Raw genomic sequence first — 19,774 nt, 5'->3', positions numbered from 1 at the left:
GGAAAAACAAGCAAAAAGAGATACCCCATCATAGCAATGATGGGGTATCTCTTTTTTTAATATTTAGGCTGTTTTTGTATAGATTGGTGCTTTTAAAGCCGCAGGCTGAATACACTCCGCGTCCGGCGGGTGACCAGTGAGCCTCCTCGTCGCTCATGCTCCTATGGGGTCTCACTTTGGTCACTGGTCCCGCAGGAGTCTACGTGTATTCAGCCTGCTCGTATATGACCAAAACAACAAGCTTTGAGAAAACAGCCAATATATAATTTATTTTTTCCTTTTGTTTTCTTTATATTGCTCCATACTTTTAACTGTAGATTGAGGATTTTCTTCTTCGGCAAACTCTGTTTGATAGTTCCCAAATTCATTTGTTTGACGACCTTGTTGCTGAGATGATTCTTCGGAATTAAAGACTCTACTTTTCATATACACATGAAATAAAGCCTCTGTTAACGTGATAAATATCGCTATGAAGAAAGAAGCAGTAATGATTGGAAATGTAGCCTCTATAAAGAATGAACTTAAAAACCAAACAGATAGAAACGCTAGACCAAAATCTGCAATGGTTGCGACCAAGTTTCCAAACCTCGGTAGGATAAATAAATCCCCTAATACATATGACACACCTGTAACCAGTAATGATATAACTAGAATCCCACTAATCGTTGCATAAGTAAAAATACTTAAAACCGAAAGTAACACGATTGATATTACACCAAATTTTATACCCAGTGCCACTAAATGCTTCACCTAACCACCTCCTAGCTTTTATTTTATCTTTTACAAATTGCTCAAGATTAAGTTTCTTTAAATATTGGAAATTCCTCATCTAATTGGATAAGCATTTTTTACGAGTGTTGGTCAAATAATAGAACATAGCATCAAAATCCGTAATGAGGTGAGCATTTATGAATAAAAATAATCGATATGGACGTAGTATTGCGATCTTACTTGGTCTATTACTGGTTGTCCTTCTTCCTTTTTTCAATCGAATTGATAATGATCATGATGCGACATTTGAAAGTAATCGAAATAGGCTTCCACATAATGAATATCGAGTAAATCAGTTTGATGATCGTCGTTCAACTTCGCCTTTTAAGTTTGGTGATATTGAAAATCCTAGTCAGCAAGACCATAGTAAGGCAAAAATAATGGATGTAGATTCCATTCTTTTATATGAGTCCACAAAGGATGAACTAAATACAGATGAGTCTATTACCATCATCCCTCATACTGGAACAACTGAAAATAGTCATTATGTGAACCAACAGGTTGTAGTTGACTTTAAAAAGGGACAACTTCCTACAGACAATGAATTAGATGTAATGGCAAAAGAAATCAACGGGAAATTGTTAAAGCGATTTAATTCTTCCTTTATTTTTAAGTCTGACACATTAAGTACGATTGAACTTCAGTCTTATTTTACGAAAAGAACGGATGTTGATATTGTTGAACCGAACTTTATCTTAATCCAGAATGAGCAAAGTGAAGCATTTTCAAATGGTCCCAATGATCGTTTATATCAACGTTATCAATGGAATTTACCAATGATTCAAGCAGAATCTGGTTGGGGGATTAGTCGTGGTACAGAAGATGTTCGAATCGCCGTCCTTGATACAGGCGTTGACTTAGATCATCCTGACCTCGTTGGCCGTCTAACAAAAGGCTATAACATAGTTGATAATACGAACCTACCTGACGATGATAATGGGCACGGTACACATGTTGCAGGTGTGATCGCTTCTGAAACAAATAATAAGGAAGGGGTCGCAGGAATTACTTGGTTTAACCCAATCATGCCAATCAAGGTTATGGGAAATGAAGGCTATGGGTCTTCGTTTGATATTGCAAATGGAATTATTTGGGCAACTGATAATGGTGCAGATGTTATTAACTTAAGTCTAGGGAATTATCGTGATTCAGATCTTCTCCATGAAGCTGTCACCTATGCTTTTAATCATGATGTTGTCGTGATTGCTGCTTCAGGAAATGATAATACAGATCATCCAAGTTATCCTGCTGCATATCCAGAGGTTTTAAGTGTTTCTGCTATTGACTATAACGGAAACAAAGCATCTTTCTCTAATTATGGGAATTATATTGATATCACTGCTCCTGGAGTCCATATTCCAAGCACATATCTCGATAGCCAATATGCAGCACTTTCAGGTACTTCGATGGCAACACCACATGTAGCAGCTCTAGCTGGACTAATCAGATCTGTTCAACCAGATATGAAAAATACAGAGGTAATGGCAATCATTAAGGACACTTCCATTGATATAGGCGCAATGGGGAAAGATATTTACTTTGGAGAAGGACTTATTAATGTTTCAGCAGCGCTAGAGGCTGCTTCAAACCCTTGAAAGAATCTAGATATATCCAAAGAAATTAGATGGTGTCCAATGAGCTGGTGCCCTTAATTTGGCCCCTTAATTGGTGCCAGGCACCTAAAGCGGGACTGATTACGTCCCGCTTTTTGTGTTTTGTAGCTTACATATTATTTTCAGTTGTGGTAAAAATAGCTATTAAGTTAGAAAAATGAACAAAATGGGAGGATTCATTCATTGGGTCAGCAACTTAGACAAATCAATCACTTTGAACGAAAACTACTATTATTTGCACTCATTATTATTGTTATCTTTGTATCGCCCTATTTCATTCTTGGTGAGAATGCACATTTACGTGTTCATGATAATCTTGATTCAAATCTTGCATGGTACCAAGTATTGAAAAATAGTGGGCAAGTCTTTGGTTCTGTAACTGGAACCATTGAACAAATTATTAATGGTAATCTTTCGCGTAATGCTTATGGAACTGAATATAGTGGAATTGTCTTATTAAACACGTTCTTTTCCCCTATGATTGCCTATGGATTGAGTCAATTTATCACAAGATTGTTTGCTTTTATAGGAATGTATTTATTACTAAGAAAACATTTCATCACCAGTGAACGTTTTTCGTGGATTCGTGTAGGTGTATCATTAGCCTTTGCCCTGACCCCTTTTTGGCCTTCAGGTATGCTAAGCACACTTGGGATGCCACTCGCCCTCTGGGCATTTTTAAACATTCGAGGTGGTGAAAGATCCTTAATTAATTGGATCACATTAGCTCTTATTCCTTTATACGCAAGTATTGTATTAGGTTTCTTCTTCTTTTTAAGTGCGATGGGTGTATTCTGGTTAACTGATGCTATAAGAGGTAAAGGATGGAATCCAAGATTTTTCTTTGCCATCTTTTTTATGACGATGATTTTCCTTTTAGTCGAATATCGTCTCGTCTACTCATTTTTGTTTGATCATGTACCTAATAGTCGAGATGAATATTTCCATGCCCGTTTAACCTTTTTTCACTCGTTACGTCTTACCTTCAAAAACTATCTGTTGGGACATACTCATGTCATGACAGTCCATGGACTAATTATCGTTCCAACAACTTTATTTGCACTGTATTACGTCATTTCTACCAAAAAGTGGAACGAAGAAAGAGCTTTTATATTTTTGCATGTATTTAATCTAATACTTTCAGCTTGGTATGCATTTTGGTTTTATAAAGGATGGGCACCTCTGACAGAAAAGTTTCACTTCTTAGATACCTTTAACTTTGCTCGGTATCATTTTTTACGGCCTATGGTTATTTATGTTTTATTTGCACTTTCGCTAAAGATACTAGTTACTGCAGGACTTACTTGGAAAAAGACTTGTATGTTCTTAACGGTAGCCCAATTACTTATTCTTGTAGGGTTTAATGAAGAAATTTTATATCATAATAAGCCTTCATTTAAAGAGTTTTATGCAGAGGAACAGTTTAGTGAAATTGAGGAATATATCGGCTTGCCGCAACAAGACTACCGTGTTGCGAGTATAGGAATTCATCCAGCGATTGCACAATTCAATGGATTTTATACGGTCGATACGTATAATAACTTTTACCCTCTCACTTATAAATATCAGTTTAGAAGAATTATTGAAAATGAGCTTGAAGAAAATAAGAAACTGACACAATATTTTGATGAATGGGGCGGGCGTTGTTACATTTTTCTAGATGAACTAGGTAAGCACTATATGTTTAAAAAGAATTCAAAAAGAGAAATTCAGCATATGCAACTTAACACACAGGCTTTTCATGATTTAGGAGGAAGGTACATTTTTTCTGCACTCCCTATTAAAAATGAAAAGGAGAACAATCTTTCTCTAGTGAATACCTTTGATTCTAAAGATTCAGCTTGGAAAATCTATTTATATAGCGTAGATATTTGAATCATCTTTGAAATACGGACAAACCTTAGGAGGTCATTTAGAGATGTCAGATCCTATACTCACCATTGTTGTACCATGCTTTAACGAAGAAGAAGTCCTTCCTATTACGATTAATGAACTAACAAGGTTGTTAACCGAGCTTGAGCAGGAGATGCTTATATCCCCCAACAGCAAGATCCTCTTTGTTGATGACGGTAGCAAGGACCACACTTGGGATATTATCTATCAAAGTGGACTCAATAATCGGAGGGTTAAAGGATTGAAACTCTCAACCAATGTTGGCCATCAGCAAGCACTGCTTGCAGGTTTATTCTCAGCAAAAGAACATTCTGATTGCATTGTCTCAATCGATGCCGACCTTCAGGATGACATCAGAGCCATTCGTGAGTTTATCAAAAAATTTCATGATGGGTTTGAGGTTGTCCTTGGTGTACGTAACGAACGGAAAACAGATACATTTTTCAAAAAACATACAGCACAGGGCTTCTATAAATTGATGAAGAAAATGGGTGTTAATATTGTCTATAATCATGCTGATTTTCGTTTGATGAGTAGACGGGCAGTAGAGAAGCTTGAAAACTTTGGTGAAATCAATTTATTCCTTCGGGGAATTGTTCCACTAATTGGGTTCAACACCACTCACGTATACTATAATCGGAAAGAAAGGTTAGCAGGAGAAACGAAATATCCTCTCAAAAAGATGCTTTCCTTTGCTCTTGATGGAATTACATCTTTCAGTGTGACCCCAATTCGCTTTGTCTCTTTAGTTGGTTTTGTTTCTTTTTTAGTAAGCTTAATTTTTGGAGGTTACTTCATTCTCCTGAAATTCACAGGAAATACAACAACTGGATGGACCTCACTCATTACATCCATCTGGCTAATTGGTGGGCTTCAACTGATTGCTATTGGTTTCATTGGAGAATATATCGGTAAAATATATAAAGAAACAAAGCGTCGCCCAAGGTATATTGTAGATATTGATACTTTTAATCTAGCTTATCCAGTTTTATCAGACGAAAATGATGAGTCAATTTTAAGGTTAGAACAAGCAAATATGGTTGGTCAGGAATAACAACAAACCTAATAAAAAAACGTTTAAATCCATTAGGATCAAACGTTTTTTTTTGATTATTGAAAGAATCTCTTTTCCTTGTTCCTTTTTCTTAAATAGAAGAACGTTCCAATTAAAAATATGACGATTGCACTCATTATTAAGCCTTTACTTGTGATAGTTGCCTTATTCTTATAGCTTGCATCCAGTGGATTGGTTGATTTCACGAGTCTTGATTTATCAACCATTTCTAATGGGTTAATGAGTTGTTCACTCGCAATCACCCGTTCATCCTCACCAGTAATGGTTAGTTCTCCTGAGGTTCCTATTGCAAGCTTCGTTTCTTCACCAATCTTTTTTGTATAAAAGAACGGGTCCTCAAGGCGATATTTCACATTCTCTTCGTTTGTAAATTCCTGTGGTGGCAATTTAGCCGTTTCAAAATGAGTGAAGCCGTAATCAAATAGCTTTTCCGTGTCATTGTACATCATTCTTTTTGTCGTGGCTTTTAAGACAACTGTAATAAGTGATAAATTCTCCCTGACAGCTGCAGTGACCAATGTGTGACCAGACTGATCAATATAACCATTTTTACCACCAATCACACCCTCATACGGCCACTCTCTTAACATCCAATGATGATTAAAAATTGTTGTATCCCAACTTTCACCAACCCATCGCAACTCAGCTGTAGCTATAACTTCTCTAAACGTCTCATTTTTTACTGCATATTTCATAATTTCAGCAAAGTTTGCTGCTGTGCTGTAATGTTCATCATCAAATAATCCATGTGGGTTTTCAAAGTGAGTATCCTTAACACCGATTTTATTCTTAACGAATCGATTCATCAACACGGCAAATTCTTCAACACTTCCACCTAGATGTTCAGCTATGGCGATTCCGGCATCATTTCCGGAATTAATCATGAGTCCTTGGACAAGCTTCTTTAAAGGAACGACTTCTCCTTCTTCCAAATACACACGAGTACCATCCGCTTCTCTTGCTCGCTTACTAACCGTGACCAATTCATCTAACCGATTCGATTCAATTGCGAGAATAGCTGTCACAATCTTAGTAATACTAGCAGGATACATTTTGTCATCGCTATTTTGCTCGAATAGAACTTCCCCAGTTGTTGCATCAATTAAAATCGCGGCCTCGCTCTGTATTTCAGGATCATCTATCGTTTCAAATTGACCCAAGGCTTGACTTGGTAGAAGTAGAGTAAAGATTACTATTAGAATTATTATAGTAGGTGTTTTCATTCAATTTCTCCATTTGTCTATGATGTCTTTTGTTTTTTTAAGGTTTGGACTATTTATTTTCTCATCAAACTATTCGTACCTATGTATTAATATCTAAGTGTATTTTACCAAAAAAATGTTTGAATACCTATTTTTTTGTAAGGGGATTATTTTTTTCGTGGGATTAGTTACAGGGTTTGGCACACCTTAATTGTTCCGTTGAATTTTCATGCAGTTTCGCGGGATTATTACTATTTTTTGTGGGATTCTCTTCGATTTTCGCGGGATTCGTTACAGCGTTTAGCTCCATCCTTGATGTTTCGTTGAATTATCATGCAGTTTCGCGGCATTAATACTAAGTTTTGTGGGATTCTCTTCGTTTTTCGCGGGATTCGTTACAGTGTTTGGCTTCATCCTTAATGTTCCGTTGAATTTGCATGCAGTTTCGCGGGATTAATATTAAGTTTTGTGGGATTCTCTTCGTTTTTCGCGGGATTCGTTACAGGGTTTTGCTCCATCCTTAATGTTTCGTTGAATTATCATGTAGTTTCGCGGCATTAATACTAAGTTTTGTGGGATTCTCTTCTTTTTTCGCGGGATTCGTTACAGTGTTTGGCTTCATCCTTAATGTTCCGTTGAATTTGCATGCAGTTTCGCGGGATCCGTTACAGGGTTTGGCACCATCCTTATTGTTCCGTTGAATTTGCATGCAGTTTCGCGGGATTATTACTATTTTTTGTGGGATTCTCTTCGATTTTCGCGGGATTCGTTACAGCGTTTAGCTCCATCCTTGATGTTTCGTTGAATTATCATGCAGTTTCGCGGCATTAATACTAAGTTTTGTGGGATTCTCTTCGTTTTTCGCGGGATTCGTTACAGTGTTTGGCTTCATCCTTAATGTTCCGTTGAATTTGCATGCAGTTTCGTGGAATTCTCTTCATTATTCAGCGTTTGGCTTTCATCCTTATTGTCCCGTTGAATTATCTTGCAGTTTCTCGGGATAATTATCAAGTTTCGTGGGATTCTCTCTAAGTTATGCAGGATTAATATCAACCCTCCCGAGACAAGCAAAAGACGCCATAGAAACGATTTCCATAGCGTTTTCTCTTAATTTATCCCTTCCCAAGCACCCTTTTCAAATAAATCCTTACTCCTTCTATCTGTTCGGAGATATAGCTTTGTTCTTTATCGATTACCAATAATTGTATATGCATCGAATCAACGATGTTAATTAAATAGTTGGCAATTGCATCTACTGGCTGAATTGGTTTGAATTCACCCTGCTCTACCCCTTTACCTAACAATTTGGTAAAATGTCCAATGGCTTGCTTATATCTTTCACTGATGAAATCTCTTCTACCTTCCGCATGTCTCCCAATGATAAAGTATTCAAGATTAACAGAAGCAAAGCTGGTACTGGAGTTTATCAGTGCTTTTTCAACTTCATTTAAATAAGTATCCAGCCCTTCCCACGCTGTTTCAAACCCATCTAAAAGTTGATTAAAATATTCTTCTGCACTTTTATCTTTTTCATGGATAATCGCTTGGTACAATTCATCTGTATTTGAAAAATAATGATACAAACCACCTCTACTTAGTCCTGTAGCATTGACGATATCTGTCATGGTTGTATGACTAAACCCTTTTTCAATGAAGACTGCTTCAGCCTTTTTAAGGATCTCAACCCGACGCTTTTCCTTGTAATCCTCGGTCACTTTCGGCAAGGTTCACCCTACTTTCTAATTTTGATCTTTTAATTAGCACCACTATTCCCACAATTACTAATAATCCACCGGATAATACAAAAGCCATATTGACCCCAAATATTTCTGCAATCACCCCACCACTTACCATTCCAATCAGCGAGGCTAAGGTGGTCACACTACTAATCGTACCAAAAACCCTCCCTGTATATTGCACTGGGGTTCCTTTTTGTGCGGTAATTTGAAAAGGGATGATGATTGCTGCAGCAGCTAAACCTGCGATAAAAAATAAAAGGGGTGTCAAAATTGTTGTCATCACAATGGATAACGGGACCAGCAAAACCATTCCCGCAAAGCATAACCCGACAACTGCTGATCCAAGCCCAATATAAATGGCTGTTGACTGGATTTTCTTTTTACTTAATATGATCGACATGATTAACATGCCAATTCCATTGGCTGCAATTCCATAACCAACTATTTCGGTAGGATCCCCATCAATTTGCCTTAGAAGAACCATTAACTGAGTGTCTGCTATTTGAATAACAAGAAGAGCGACACTAAATACCATTAAACCAGCAGATAGAAACGGAATTTGCCTTAAGACTGTAAGTCCATCCTTTAACTGACTAATCATCGTTTCCTTTTCCTTTGGTATGCCACTGTCATTAACGAAAGTCTCATTTATGGTCTTTGGGACACCAAATAGTAAAATAGCAGACAATACAAAGGAGGCTGCATCTAAATAAAAGGACCACTGAATTCCCACTAATGAAACGAGTAAACCACTAATTAATGGTCCTACAATTTTGCTACCATTGTCTACTACCCCACTAATTGCCATCGCTGATTGCATTTGACTCTCTGGGACAATTTCTTTAAGTTTACCATTTTTGGCTGGGATAAATAATGCGGCAAAAATACTTTTTATGATAAGTAAAGTATAGATCTGCCAAAGCGCTGTCGAAAAGACAAAACCAATCACAACTAAGCAGCGAATAACATCAGAAAGAATCATAAGTTTTTTTCGGTCATATTTATCAGCAAGTATTCCAGCGACTGGACTAACAACAGCCATTGGACCGAGTAAGCAAAGCCCTACTCCTGCCATCGCTATTGGTGATGCCTCCCATTTTAGTGCGACTAGAGCCATTATTGCTAGCATATCTAACCAGTCTCCTAGACTTGAAACAACTTGCGAACTTATTAAATACAAATATGGTTTATTTCTCATCAAACTAGCTTTTTCTACTTGTTTATTATGATTCATTCTTTAACCTCACCTTCCTAACGGTCGTTTACCGACACCTTTGTCGTTATTATAAACGACATAGATGTCGGTATTCAATAGGCAATACAAAATATTTTCACCGGGACAAAATATGTCCCACTTTCGGTGCCTGGCACCATTATTTCCCCTTATTTAGACATGAAAAAAACCGGTCCTTGATAAGAACCGGTTGTAAATCTTTTACTTATTTTATCTCCACTACGTACGGAAATACTAATACTTCACCAGCAATCTGAAACTCTGCCCATATTTTATAGATACCAGGCTGGTCAAAGAAAGTCTCAAAAATTAGATCCTCATGATTTTTGGGATGGACATGTAAGTAATTATGTCCATTTTCATCAAGGATGACGACATGCCCCATTGCTCCTAAGTAGGGTTCAATTACTGCATTAGGAAGTTTGAAATTTAATGTGATAGGTTCACCAGCATTCATGGAACTCATTTCAAGTATTGAAGACTGCCCATTTATGACTTTAATGAACTCTTGGTCGGGTGTTAAGTTTCCATGTTCGTGCGCTTTCTCTTCTCCTCCAATCGTAAAGTGAAGTGGCGCAACTTCATAGGATTGTTCAGCCGGTAGTACGTCAACAAAAGCAATATAAGTTCCTGCCGACAATTCATGACTTGCTTGAAACACCCCTACATCAATCTGATTAGGGTGAAGGTGATAATACTGCTCTAATTGTTCATCAACTATAATTAAATGTAGTACCTCCTCATGATTGACCTCTAGCTCCTCAACCGGATGACCTGATTGATCTGTGAGATATATATTTATATTATTATCTGATGCCCTAACCTCTGCTTTCACATCACTTTCCGTATGATGATCACCATGATCATGTTGAGCTGTTTCTTCTCCATGGGAAGAATGTTCTGCAGCAGGGTCTGAACCCTCTTGGTCACTAGAGGTAATTAGCCCGTATAAATTATACACAGCAATCACAACAACTAAATAGAGGATTGCTGATGTCATCCATTTCTTCATGATTTCCTCTCCTTTCGTTTTTGAGGCTTATCTTATCGGGACAAATTATGTCCCGCCATCGGTGCCTGGCACCCGCACTTTTTGTAATCGTAATGCGTTTAGGACAACTGAAACGGAGCTAAACGCCATAGCTGCACCTGCTAGCCATGGTGCTAGAAATCCTAAGGCCGCAATTGGTATACCAAGGGTATTGTAAGCAAATGCCCAGAATAGATTCTGTCTAATATTTCTGATTGTCTTCTTACTCATGAAGATTGCATCCGCAATACTATTCAAATCTCCGCGAATTAATGTAATGTCTGCAGCTTCCATCGCTACATCTGTCCCAGTTCCAATTGCCATACCTATATCCGCTGTCGCAAGAGCTGGTGCATCATTAATTCCGTCTCCTACCATCGCAACTTTTTTACCTTGCTTTTGAAATTCTATAACCGCTTCCGCTTTCCCTTCTGGAAGTACTTCTGCGACAACGTGGTCAATTCCTGCTTGAGCACCAATCGCATTTGCGGTTCGTTGATTATCACCTGTAATCATGACAACCTCTAAGCCCATCTCTTTAAGTCTACTTACGGCCTCACGAGATGTCTCCTTGATCGTATCAGCAACAGCAACTATACCGGTATAAACACCATTAATACTAACCAGCATTGCTGTTTTCCCTTCATTTTCAAGCTTCTCCATCTCTAGCAAACCTTCTTCAATCTCAATTCCATTCTGTAACATTAGCTTTCTTGTACCAATTAATACATCCCTATCATTAACAGTTGCCTTTACACCAAAGCCTGGGATTGCTTCGAAGGACATGACCTCAGGGAAGATAATCCCTCTATCAGTAAGTCCTTGCACAATCGATTGTGCTAATGGATGCTCAGATTGTTTTTCAGTCGCTCCAATTAAAGCTACTATTTCTTCTTCCTTATTCTTTTCTTTTAAAATAATATCTGTTAACACTGGCTTTCCATTTGTAACAGTACCAGTTTTGTCAAGAATCACTGTTGTAATACGGTGTGTCATTTCTAAGTGCTCTCCACCCTTGAACAATACACCAAACTCAGCAGCACGACCTGAACCAGCCATAATTGAGGTTGGGGTTGCAAGACCTAATGCGCATGGACATGCAATGACAAGAACGGCAATCATTGTCTCAAGTGCACTTCCGAAATTTCCTTGATCGACAACTAAGAACCACACTAAAAATGTAACAATCGCAATCCCAACAACAATTGGAACAAAAATTCCAGAAATCTGGTCAGCAAGTCGTTGTATTGGTGCCTTTGATCCTTGTGCTTCCTCAACCACTTTAATGATCTGAGCGAGTGCAGTATCTCTACCAACCTTTGTTGCTTTGATTTTCAAGAAACCATTTTTATTAATTGTCGCTCCTATAACAGTGTCTCCTACCTCTTTATCAACAGGAACACTTTCTCCAGTTAACATGGATTCATCTAGGGCTGACTTTCCTTCAATAATTTCTCCATCTACTGGAACTTTTTCACCTGGCTTTACAAAGACAATATCTTCAACCTGAACCTCTTCAAGCAAAATGTTTATTTCTACACCATCCCTCATAACCGTTGCAGTTTTTGCCTGAAGGTTCATTAGCTTCTTAATCGCCTCAGATGACCTTCCTTTTGCTCTTGCCTCAAATAATTTACCTAAGATGATTAATGTAATCAATATCGCACTCGTTTCATAGTAAAGCTCTACCATATGTGCATTAGAACCGATTGAAGCAATCGATAAATAAACACTATAAAAATAAGCAGCAGATGTACCTAAAGCCACTAACACATCCATATTGGCACTACCATTTCGAAGCGCTTTATAAGCGCCTACATAAAACTGCTTTCCGATAAAAAATTGCACTGGCGTTGCTAAAGCAAGCTGTACCCAAGGATTCATAAACAAATCAGGAACATAGATAAACTGTGTAAAAGTAAAGTGACCAACCATTGCCCATAATAATGGCAAAGACAAGATCAAAGAGAACAGGAACTTACCAGTTTGTTGTTCTACCTCTTTTGCACGGTGGTCTATTGCCTCTTCCATATTTTCACTTTTAACTTTTGCACTATATCCTAACTTATCAACCTTTGTGATGACATCTGCTTGGGAAAGAACTGCAGGATTATATTCAACTGAAGCAGTTTCTAATGCAAGATTAACAGTTGCTTTTGAAACACCCTCTAATTTGTTCAACCCTTTTTCAATTCTTGTAGAACACGCAGCACATGTCATCCCAGTGATGTCAAACTCTTTTTTTTCTAAAACAACACCAAAACCTAGTGATTCAATTTTCTGTTCGAATGCTCGAACAGTTGTCTTTTCAGGATCAAATTTAATCATTGATTTTTCTAGTGCCAAATTAACAGAAGCTTCCTCAACACCTTCTATTTTCTTTAATCCTTTTTCAATTCTATTGGCACAAGCCGCACACGTCATACCAGTTATTTGCAAACTCGTTTCCTTCAGACTACCCATCTCTGCAACCCTCCAAACATACTATATAGGGGTATATTTTCGTGAAAATAAAGCGTGCTACCATTGTAGCACGTATGAAAAGCGCAAGGCGCCCGCTTATCGGCTTATGACCCCGAGCCGATGGCGCCTGGAGCTAGACACAAAAACTATGTTAAAAGATTTATACATTATTTGACGTCAAAAAAATTATTCTACATCATAACCTTGATCATCAATCGTTTCTTTAATTTTCTCGATTGAAACAGCTCCAGCATCAAAAGATACATCTACTTTACCTTCATTTAAATTCACACTAACTGAACTTACTCCTGCTAGTTCTCCAACACTACCTTCGACTGCTTTCACACAATGTCCACATGACATCCCTTTAACATTTAACGTAACTTGTTCCATCTTAAAACACTCCTTTATTTTTTCATTAATTTATGAACAGTAACTAACACTTCATCAAGGACTTCCATATCGCCTTCCTGAATGCGATCTAATACGCAACCCTTTAAATGACCTTCGAGCAGTATTTTACTTACACTATTTAAAGCTGACTGAATCGCAGAAATTTGCGTAATTACATCATCACAATAAGTATCTTTCTCAATCAGCCCTTTTACTCCTCGTATTTGTCCTTCTATACGATTTAAACGACTAACCAGATTTCTTTTCGTATTTTCAGAGTGGTGGCTTTTTCTTTCATTATGGGGAGAACAACAATCATCTGAAGACTCTTCTGTTAATTCAATTTCTTCACTCAATTTAATCCCCTCCTCATAATCAAAATTACCATACCCCCCTAACGTATGTAAAGTGGTTTTATTATTTTGCCACAAATTCTTCAAAGGATGCATTGTTTATAAAAATAAAAGACAGAAAATGGTTTAATTCATTTTCTGTCTTTTATTCACCTTCATTAGATTCACGATCAGAGCGAAATAAACAGCAAAGCTCCTCAGATAACAGATGATTAACTTCTTTTTCGTTTAGCTCATAGTAACTCCACGTACCTTTAGTCACTTTTATGACTAGTCCGGCATCTAACAGTATTTTCAGGTGATAGGAAAGCTTTGACTGGGACATATCCATAATTTCACATAAATCACACACACATACATCACCTTTATTGACAATCTCGTTTAAAATTCTTAATCGCTTTTTATCTGCTAACGCTTTAAATTTCAATTCATATTTTTCAAAAGTGGATTCAAGTGAAACATCCATTAGGTCAATCATTGGGCGAGTATTCATTACTGACACCACCATTTCTTTATATCTATTTTTTTTGATTAACTATATTTTATTACATACAAAGCTTTATTTCAAATGGTGACTTTTATTCACTTTGTTTCATATCTAAGTTTCTTTTAATCCTGTAGATCATCAGAATAAGTCCTATCAAAGCAAAAATGGTTAAAACGACCTTCCCTTCTTCAGTCCATTCACTAATGTGATACACTGAATAAGATTCCATTACCAACGCAGGAACCTTTCCTATCGAACTCGCCAAGATAAATGTCAATCCACTTACCTTTCCCATCGCAGCAACAATAGTTACAATTCCTGATGGAACAAAAGGAAGTAATCTTAAAAAGATAATACTATAAAATGCTTCCATTCCTCTAACTTCTAGGAGCTTTAAAATCAGTTTATTTTTTATAGTCTCTCTTTGAACAATCCTTTTAAGCCCTTTTCTATATAACCAGAATGCAAGACCTGCCCCCAATGCTTCTCCTACAAAGGAAACAAACATCCCTTCCCAGAAGCCGAACACAATAATATTAGCAGCAGTAAGAAAAAAACTCGGTATCACCCCAACAATGCTAATAACAATATTAATAAAAATGCTAATTAAAACGGCTATTTCCGCGTGCTTAACAAGAAATTCTATGAGTTGCTCTTGCATTTATTCCTCCATATTACCCTCTGTGATAAGTGGTTAATTATTAATACACCCTCCATTATAATTGACCATTTAACTAGTTTACCATCATTATTGCGCGATCTAATAGACTCAAGATTTTATAACACTAGTAAAACCTCTAGTAACATAAAAATGAGGCGCCTAGGCATTTCTAGGATCGCCTCATTTTTATTAATATTCAGTCGTAATAATCGGAGTTCCAATTGTAACGTCCACTTTATTTAAAGCATCACTTGTTCTCAAGCCTATTTGTAGATTCATTTCATTTTCACCATTCATCATGGTTTGTGTGTCAATCTCCTTTGAAAAAGCCGATAATGAAACAAAGTCCTCCTCATAGATGCCTTCAACAATTTTCCCGCCATAGCTTCGCACTAAGTGTTCTGCCTTTTGCTCTAAGTTACCTTTTTTAATTAACTGACCTCGGATTGTATAAAACATTTCACTATTTGAAAACAGTTCACCATAATTCTCTGTTACAAATTGTTGTTGGTCTTCTGTCCATCTTGTTCCTGTTAACTGATACGATTTACTCAATTCATATTGCCCATTATACGGATATGCTGTAATCGTCATTTTTTCATTAATCTCTTCTTTATTCTTTTCATTCGTTCCAGTTATAACAAAATGATGATCCACTTTTTCTTCCTCCTGATGCCAAGTGAATTCTGGGTGTTCCTTCTGAATTTGCAGAAAATACTCTTCCACATCTTCTTGTTCCTTTACATATTCAACATGTCCTCTACTATAAATCGTCCATTGACTTACCTCAACTTGATTTTCCTTTGCAATAGATTGTAATGTATTTAATGTTTCATAACGTTCAATTCCGAAAACTTGACTATAAAAGCTGAACAGTATAGATACTGATAGACTAATTGTTAATATTATTTTCATTTCCCCTCACCTCTTTAACAAGAGTAGACAAATTATAAGGGTTATATACATAGAAAATAAAATTCATATTTTATAAGATTTTACAAAATATGATAAAATATCGATTAATTCACGTTATAATGGGAATAAATGTTTTATGGAAGAACTTAGTTTAGGAGGAAGATTGTGTGATTAAATCGAAAGTGCATTTCTGGACACTTCAACTATTATTTATTCTACTAATCGTGTATGTTGGCTCGAAGGTGTCTTTTTTATTCCAACCTATTATTGTGTTTGGCTCAACTCTCTTTTTACCAATATTGATAGCAGGAATTCTATTCTTTATTTTTAACCCGATTGTGAAATTAATAGAAAAAGGACGGGTACCCAGAACCGTTGCCATCCTTATTTTATACCTACTGTTTATAAGTCTAATCATTACACTCGGTTCAATTGTTGGACCAATTGTATCTGAACAAATTGCAGACTTCATTAAGAATGCACCAAGATATGCACGAGTCATTCAGCAATTTGTAAATGATCTATCAACCCAATCCTGGTTTACTTGGGTCATGACTCAGGAATATGTATCAATAAATGAAATAGAAGATAGATTCCTAACCTTTGTCCAAACCATCCCTGATAATATAACTGCAAGTCTAGCACAGGTTTTAGGAGTAGTAACAAATATTACACTCATTATCATTACCGTCCCATTTATTCTATTTTATATGCTGAAGGATGGTCATCGTTTTTCAGAAACTGCGATTAAATTCTTTCCTACTTCATTGCGTAATGAAGGATTGGTTATTTTTAAAGATTTATATGACACGTTATCAACCTATATTCAAGGGCAGGTAATTGTATCATTAGTTGTTGGGACAGGTTGTTTCATTGGCTATTTAATCATTGACTTAAAATATGCCCTTGTATTAGGGATCATCATTGCAATTACAAACATCATCCCTTATGTTGGTCCATTTATTGGTGCAGCACCTGCCATCATAGTAGGTTTGCTTGATTCACCTGGAAAAGCAGCACTAGCGGCTATTGTGGTATTAATTGTTCAACAAATTGATGGGAATTTACTTTCTCCTCTAATTATCGGTAAACGATTAAATACCCATCCACTTACGATTATCTTACTATTAATAGGTGCAGGAAGTTTCGGTGGAATCATTGGAATGATATTAGCTGTCCCTACATATGCCGTATTAAAAGCCGTAATTTTACACGTAGTGAGACTCATTAAGCTTCAAAGGAAGTATAAAGAAGAAATTATTACATCAAAATAAAAAGTGAAGGGTTGTACTTAGAATGTGATATCATTCCAAGTACAACCTATTTAAATGGACACTCGAGCTTTTATTTGACACATCTATCATTTAAATCTATACTTCAATATGACCACTCGGTCATTCGAGAGTAAGTTATGTCTTAATTAAAAGGCAAATGTTTTAGAGATAAAACTTTTAATCTTTAAATACAAGCTGGATGAATACACGTAGACTCCTGCGGGACCAGTGGCCAAAGTGAGACCCCGCAGAAGCAATAGCGCCGAGGAGGCTCACTGGGCACCCGCCGGACGCGGAGTGTATTCAGCCTGCGGTTTTAAATACCAACAATTATACGAATACAGTCATTATAAAAAGCTAATAAAAAAGAACCTTAACAAGCTTTGTATCATTTGTGAGGAGGTGGAAACATGAAAGAAAAAGACAAGCTAATCATTGAAACAGCTATTAAACTCTTTGCTCACAAGGGGTTTACCAATACGTCTATCCAAGAAATTGCTCATGAAAGTGGAATTTCAAAGGGAGCATTTTATCTGCACTTTAAATCTAAGGATTCATTATTACTTTCAATCCTTGAATATTACTATGAAAAACTCCAAGCAAACATTTTTGCACATCATGATCAAGATTTTCAACCGAGAGAACTATTTTCGACTCAGCTTATCACACTATTAGATACACTCCTTGAGCATAAAGAATTTATTATCATGCAATCAAGAGAACAGGCTATTCCAATAAACGATTCTGTAAAAGCCTTTATTTTTAAAATGCAAGAAGACACTCATAAATTTTATCAACAAGGGATGCGTTCCATTTACGGTGAACGAATCGATGACCACTTGTGGGATCTTTCAATGATACTTGATGGATTACTCCAATCATATATAAAGTTATTGTTAATTAACCCAAGTCAATTAGAAACGACTAAAATGGTACCTTTTATCTTAAGACGTCTAGATCATATTGTTGATGGAATCAGTAATGAGGAACCTTTACTAACAGGGAAAATCGTGGAAAATTTTGTCCAAAAGACAAAGTCAGTTTTCTTAAGCGAAGGTCCTAAAATACAATCGGTTCTAAAGCTCTTACGCCAAAATATAGAAGAAATCGATAAACATGAAGATTTACTTGTTTCATTGGATGTATTGGAGGCTGAGATTAACAAGGAATCACCAAGATTGCCAGTACTCCAGGGAATGTTATCAAATTTCAAAGAGTATCCACAGCTTGAGAAGTTCAGAAAAGAAATTTCGTCCATTTATCAGTTCAAAATATAGTTATCAAAAAACGTTCATTTTTGAGCGTTTTTTTTTTTTAATTTTAAACCCATTGACCAACTAGTCACAAAACCATTATAATAGGAATGACCGAGTGGTCACTAAATAAGTGAAAGAGGGATATCATTGAAAAAGAAACAAAATGATCAAAAAGAAGAACCCATAGCAAAACGAACAATGTTAGAAATTGTACGAGCTTTAAAGGAACAAGGTGTAAACGCTCAACTTATTAAAAGACACCAACTATTACACTAATCATGGGGACGGTAATGTAACACTACGGCCCCCATTCTTCTTTTCTATTTAATTACTTCCTAAGAATGTTTCAATGCTATACGCTGACTCTAATTCACTCAAAAATGTCGAGTACTCAGTACTCATTCTTTCTTCTAAAATAGATTGTTCAACTAACTCCTTACTTTGCTCAAAATCCGCCTCTGCAGCTGCCTTCTTATCTGTTACTTTTATAATATGGTATCCGTACTCTGTTTTTACAGGGTCACTAATTGTATTAAGCTCTAAATTAAACGCAACATTTTCGAATTCTGCAACCATTTCACCCTTTCCAAAATAACCTAAATCTCCACCAGAACTAGCGTTAGTTGTATCTGTTGAATATGTTTTTGCAAGCTCTGCAAAGTCTTCACCCTCGTCTAACTTTTGAACGACCTCACTTGCTGTTTCTTCATCTTCCACTAATATATGACTTGCCTCGATTTGTTCTGCTTGTGCATAAGTTTCCTTGTTTTCTTCAAAGTACGTTGTCATCTCTTCATCTGTAATCGTAATTCTCTCTTTAAGAAGCTTTTCTGTAACAAGATATAAACTCAAATCCTGCCTTACTGCCTCCATTGACGCTCCACTTGACTCAATCACAGAATTAAATGCTTCTTCTCCGCCATAGGATTCAATTAATGTTGCTAATTCAGCTTCAATTTCTTCATCAGTCGCTTTTACCTCTTGTTTCTCCGCCTCAAGCTCAATTAACTTATTTGTAATCATTGTATCTAAAACAGTGCTCCCATATTGCTCTAACAACTCTTCTGATAATTCAGCTTTGGTAATTGAAGTGCCTTCAACACTAGCAACAACTTCCTTTTGTAAAAGAAAGGTACTAACAATAATTCCTATAACTAGCACCGTAATGACACTTACATATACCTTACGTTTCTTCAATTCTTTTAACATATGAATTAACTTCCCTTCTATCATTAACAAGTTTTTTCTGCCAATATCTTAGAGTTAATCTTAACCTGTAAATATGACGAAAGTATTAACAAAACTTGTCCAAGGTATTAAAAGAAAAGCGGAAGCGCCTTGATCAGCCTCAGGCAGGCATAAGGCGAATCACGCAGGAAATCTTGATTTCTGAAGTGATTTGACTTATGACCCCG

Annotated in this window: 18 protein-coding genes; 6 read left to right on the top strand and 12 right to left on the bottom strand. The window is 36.6% G+C overall.

Going from position 1 to position 19,774, the window contains the following annotated elements:
- Window positions 1-267: 267 nt before the first annotated feature.
- Window positions 268-750 carry a YndM family protein gene (locus BLQ56_RS19005; RefSeq protein ID WP_090858199.1) on the bottom strand — a complete coding sequence of 161 codons (483 nt, stop codon included), beginning with the start codon at window positions 748-750 and terminating at the stop codon, window positions 268-270.
- A gap of 158 nt (window positions 751-908) precedes the next feature.
- On the opposite strand from BLQ56_RS19005, the gene BLQ56_RS19000 reads away from it, so the two are divergent.
- The 3 genes from BLQ56_RS19000 to BLQ56_RS18990 all read left to right on the top strand — a co-directional run bounded on the left by BLQ56_RS19000 (window position 909) and on the right by BLQ56_RS18990 (window position 5,331).
- A complete protein-coding gene (locus BLQ56_RS19000; RefSeq protein ID WP_090858196.1) occupies window positions 909-2,366 on the top strand; it encodes a S8 family peptidase in 1,458 nt (485 codons plus the stop codon).
- Between the two features lie 222 nt (window positions 2,367-2,588).
- Window positions 2,589-4,259: a DUF6044 family protein gene (locus tag BLQ56_RS18995; RefSeq protein ID WP_090858441.1), complete on the top strand. Its 1,671-nt coding sequence runs from the start codon at window positions 2,589-2,591 to the stop codon at window positions 4,257-4,259.
- A 43-nt stretch (window positions 4,260-4,302) separates the two neighbouring features.
- Window positions 4,303-5,331 carry a glycosyltransferase family 2 protein gene (locus BLQ56_RS18990; protein ID WP_090858193.1) on the top strand — a complete coding sequence of 343 codons (1,029 nt, stop codon included), beginning with the start codon at window positions 4,303-4,305 and terminating at the stop codon, window positions 5,329-5,331.
- Window positions 5,332-5,387: 56 nt separating this feature from the next.
- Here the strand turns inward: BLQ56_RS18990 and BLQ56_RS18985 are convergent, their stop codons facing one another.
- The 10 genes from BLQ56_RS18985 to BLQ56_RS18940 all read right to left on the bottom strand — a co-directional run bounded on the left by BLQ56_RS18985 (window position 5,388) and on the right by BLQ56_RS18940 (window position 15,829).
- On the bottom strand, window positions 5,388-6,575 hold the full coding sequence (locus BLQ56_RS18985) for a D-alanyl-D-alanine carboxypeptidase family protein (RefSeq protein WP_090858190.1): 1,188 nt from the start codon (window positions 6,573-6,575) through the stop codon (window positions 5,388-5,390).
- A 1,091-nt stretch (window positions 6,576-7,666) separates the two neighbouring features.
- Entirely contained in the window at window positions 7,667-8,269 is a 603-nt protein-coding gene (locus tag BLQ56_RS18980; RefSeq protein WP_238457325.1) for a TetR/AcrR family transcriptional regulator, read from the bottom strand.
- Window positions 8,235-9,527 (bottom strand): MFS transporter, encoded by a 1,293-nt coding sequence (locus tag BLQ56_RS18975; protein WP_090858184.1) that lies wholly within the window; start codon window positions 9,525-9,527, stop codon window positions 8,235-8,237. Before BLQ56_RS18975 ends, BLQ56_RS18980 begins: the two co-directional genes overlap by 35 nt.
- A 205-nt stretch (window positions 9,528-9,732) precedes the next feature.
- On the bottom strand, window positions 9,733-10,539 hold the full coding sequence (locus tag BLQ56_RS18970) for a hypothetical protein (protein WP_090858181.1): 807 nt from the start codon (window positions 10,537-10,539) through the stop codon (window positions 9,733-9,735).
- 45 nt (window positions 10,540-10,584) lie between these two features.
- On the bottom strand, window positions 10,585-13,020 hold the full coding sequence (locus BLQ56_RS18965; protein ID WP_090858178.1) for a heavy metal translocating P-type ATPase: 2,436 nt from the start codon (window positions 13,018-13,020) through the stop codon (window positions 10,585-10,587).
- 186 nt (window positions 13,021-13,206) lie between these two features.
- A complete protein-coding gene (gene copZ, locus BLQ56_RS18960; protein WP_090858175.1) occupies window positions 13,207-13,413 on the bottom strand; it encodes a copper chaperone CopZ in 207 nt (68 codons plus the stop codon).
- Between the two features lie 14 nt (window positions 13,414-13,427).
- The gene (locus tag BLQ56_RS18955; RefSeq protein WP_238457323.1) at window positions 13,428-13,769 is read right to left on the bottom strand and encodes a metal-sensitive transcriptional regulator; all 342 of its coding nucleotides are present in this window, start codon (window positions 13,767-13,769) and stop codon (window positions 13,428-13,430) included.
- Between the two features lie 142 nt (window positions 13,770-13,911).
- A complete protein-coding gene (locus tag BLQ56_RS18950; RefSeq protein ID WP_274380250.1) occupies window positions 13,912-14,259 on the bottom strand; it encodes an ArsR/SmtB family transcription factor in 348 nt (115 codons plus the stop codon).
- Window positions 14,260-14,344: 85 nt separating this feature from the next.
- Window positions 14,345-14,914, bottom strand: a complete 570-nt coding sequence (locus BLQ56_RS18945) for a TVP38/TMEM64 family protein (RefSeq protein WP_090858169.1) — start codon at window positions 14,912-14,914, stop codon at window positions 14,345-14,347.
- Between the two features lie 189 nt (window positions 14,915-15,103).
- Window positions 15,104-15,829 carry a YwmB family TATA-box binding protein gene (locus BLQ56_RS18940; protein WP_090858166.1) on the bottom strand — a complete coding sequence of 242 codons (726 nt, stop codon included), beginning with the start codon at window positions 15,827-15,829 and terminating at the stop codon, window positions 15,104-15,106.
- Window positions 15,830-15,996: 167 nt separating this feature from the next.
- Between BLQ56_RS18940 and BLQ56_RS18935 the strand changes: the two genes are divergently transcribed.
- The 3 genes from BLQ56_RS18935 to BLQ56_RS24145 all read left to right on the top strand — a co-directional run bounded on the left by BLQ56_RS18935 (window position 15,997) and on the right by BLQ56_RS24145 (window position 18,635).
- Entirely contained in the window at window positions 15,997-17,103 is a 1,107-nt protein-coding gene (locus BLQ56_RS18935) for an AI-2E family transporter (protein ID WP_090858165.1), read from the top strand.
- Between the two features lie 410 nt (window positions 17,104-17,513).
- On the top strand, window positions 17,514-18,380 hold the full coding sequence (locus BLQ56_RS18930) for a TetR/AcrR family transcriptional regulator (protein ID WP_090858162.1): 867 nt from the start codon (window positions 17,514-17,516) through the stop codon (window positions 18,378-18,380).
- Between the two features lie 126 nt (window positions 18,381-18,506).
- On the top strand, window positions 18,507-18,635 hold the full coding sequence (locus tag BLQ56_RS24145) for a hypothetical protein (RefSeq protein ID WP_274380249.1): 129 nt from the start codon (window positions 18,507-18,509) through the stop codon (window positions 18,633-18,635).
- Between the two features lie 48 nt (window positions 18,636-18,683).
- On the opposite strand, the gene BLQ56_RS18925 is transcribed toward BLQ56_RS24145, so the two are convergent.
- Window positions 18,684-19,568: a peptidylprolyl isomerase gene (locus BLQ56_RS18925; protein WP_175490386.1), complete on the bottom strand. Its 885-nt coding sequence runs from the start codon at window positions 19,566-19,568 to the stop codon at window positions 18,684-18,686.
- Window positions 19,569-19,774: the final 206 nt, after the last annotated feature.

This window comes from Litchfieldia salsa, assembly GCF_900104555.1.
Classification (GTDB): Bacteria; Bacillota; Bacilli; order Bacillales; family Bacillaceae_L; genus Litchfieldia; species Litchfieldia salsa.
Note: the sequence above shows the minus strand (reverse complement) of the source record. Positions and strands in the feature narration are given on the sequence as shown.

Coding starts and splice junctions, on each gene's coding strand:
- BLQ56_RS19000 (WP_090858196.1), top strand. CDS start 909: ATGAATAAAAATAATCGATATGGACGTAGTATTGCGATCTTACTTGGT.
- BLQ56_RS18990 (WP_090858193.1), top strand. CDS start 4,303: ATGTCAGATCCTATACTCACCATTGTTGTACCATGCTTTAACGAAGAA.
- BLQ56_RS18985 (WP_090858190.1), bottom strand. CDS start 6,575: ATGAAAACACCTACTATAATAATTCTAATAGTAATCTTTACTCTACTT.
- BLQ56_RS18975 (WP_090858184.1), bottom strand. CDS start 9,527: ATGAATCATAATAAACAAGTAGAAAAAGCTAGTTTGATGAGAAATAAA.
- BLQ56_RS18970 (WP_090858181.1), bottom strand. CDS start 10,539: ATGAAGAAATGGATGACATCAGCAATCCTCTATTTAGTTGTTGTGATT.
- BLQ56_RS18965 (WP_090858178.1), bottom strand. CDS start 13,020: ATGGGTAGTCTGAAGGAAACGAGTTTGCAAATAACTGGTATGACGTGT.
- copZ (WP_090858175.1), bottom strand. CDS start 13,413: ATGGAACAAGTTACGTTAAATGTTAAAGGGATGTCATGTGGACATTGT.
- BLQ56_RS18950 (WP_274380250.1), bottom strand. CDS start 14,259: ATGAATACTCGCCCAATGATTGACCTAATGGATGTTTCACTTGAATCC.
- BLQ56_RS18945 (WP_090858169.1), bottom strand. CDS start 14,914: ATGCAAGAGCAACTCATAGAATTTCTTGTTAAGCACGCGGAAATAGCC.
- BLQ56_RS18940 (WP_090858166.1), bottom strand. CDS start 15,829: ATGAAAATAATATTAACAATTAGTCTATCAGTATCTATACTGTTCAGC.
- BLQ56_RS18930 (WP_090858162.1), top strand. CDS start 17,514: ATGAAAGAAAAAGACAAGCTAATCATTGAAACAGCTATTAAACTCTTT.
- BLQ56_RS18925 (WP_175490386.1), bottom strand. CDS start 19,568: ATGTTAAAAGAATTGAAGAAACGTAAGGTATATGTAAGTGTCATTACG.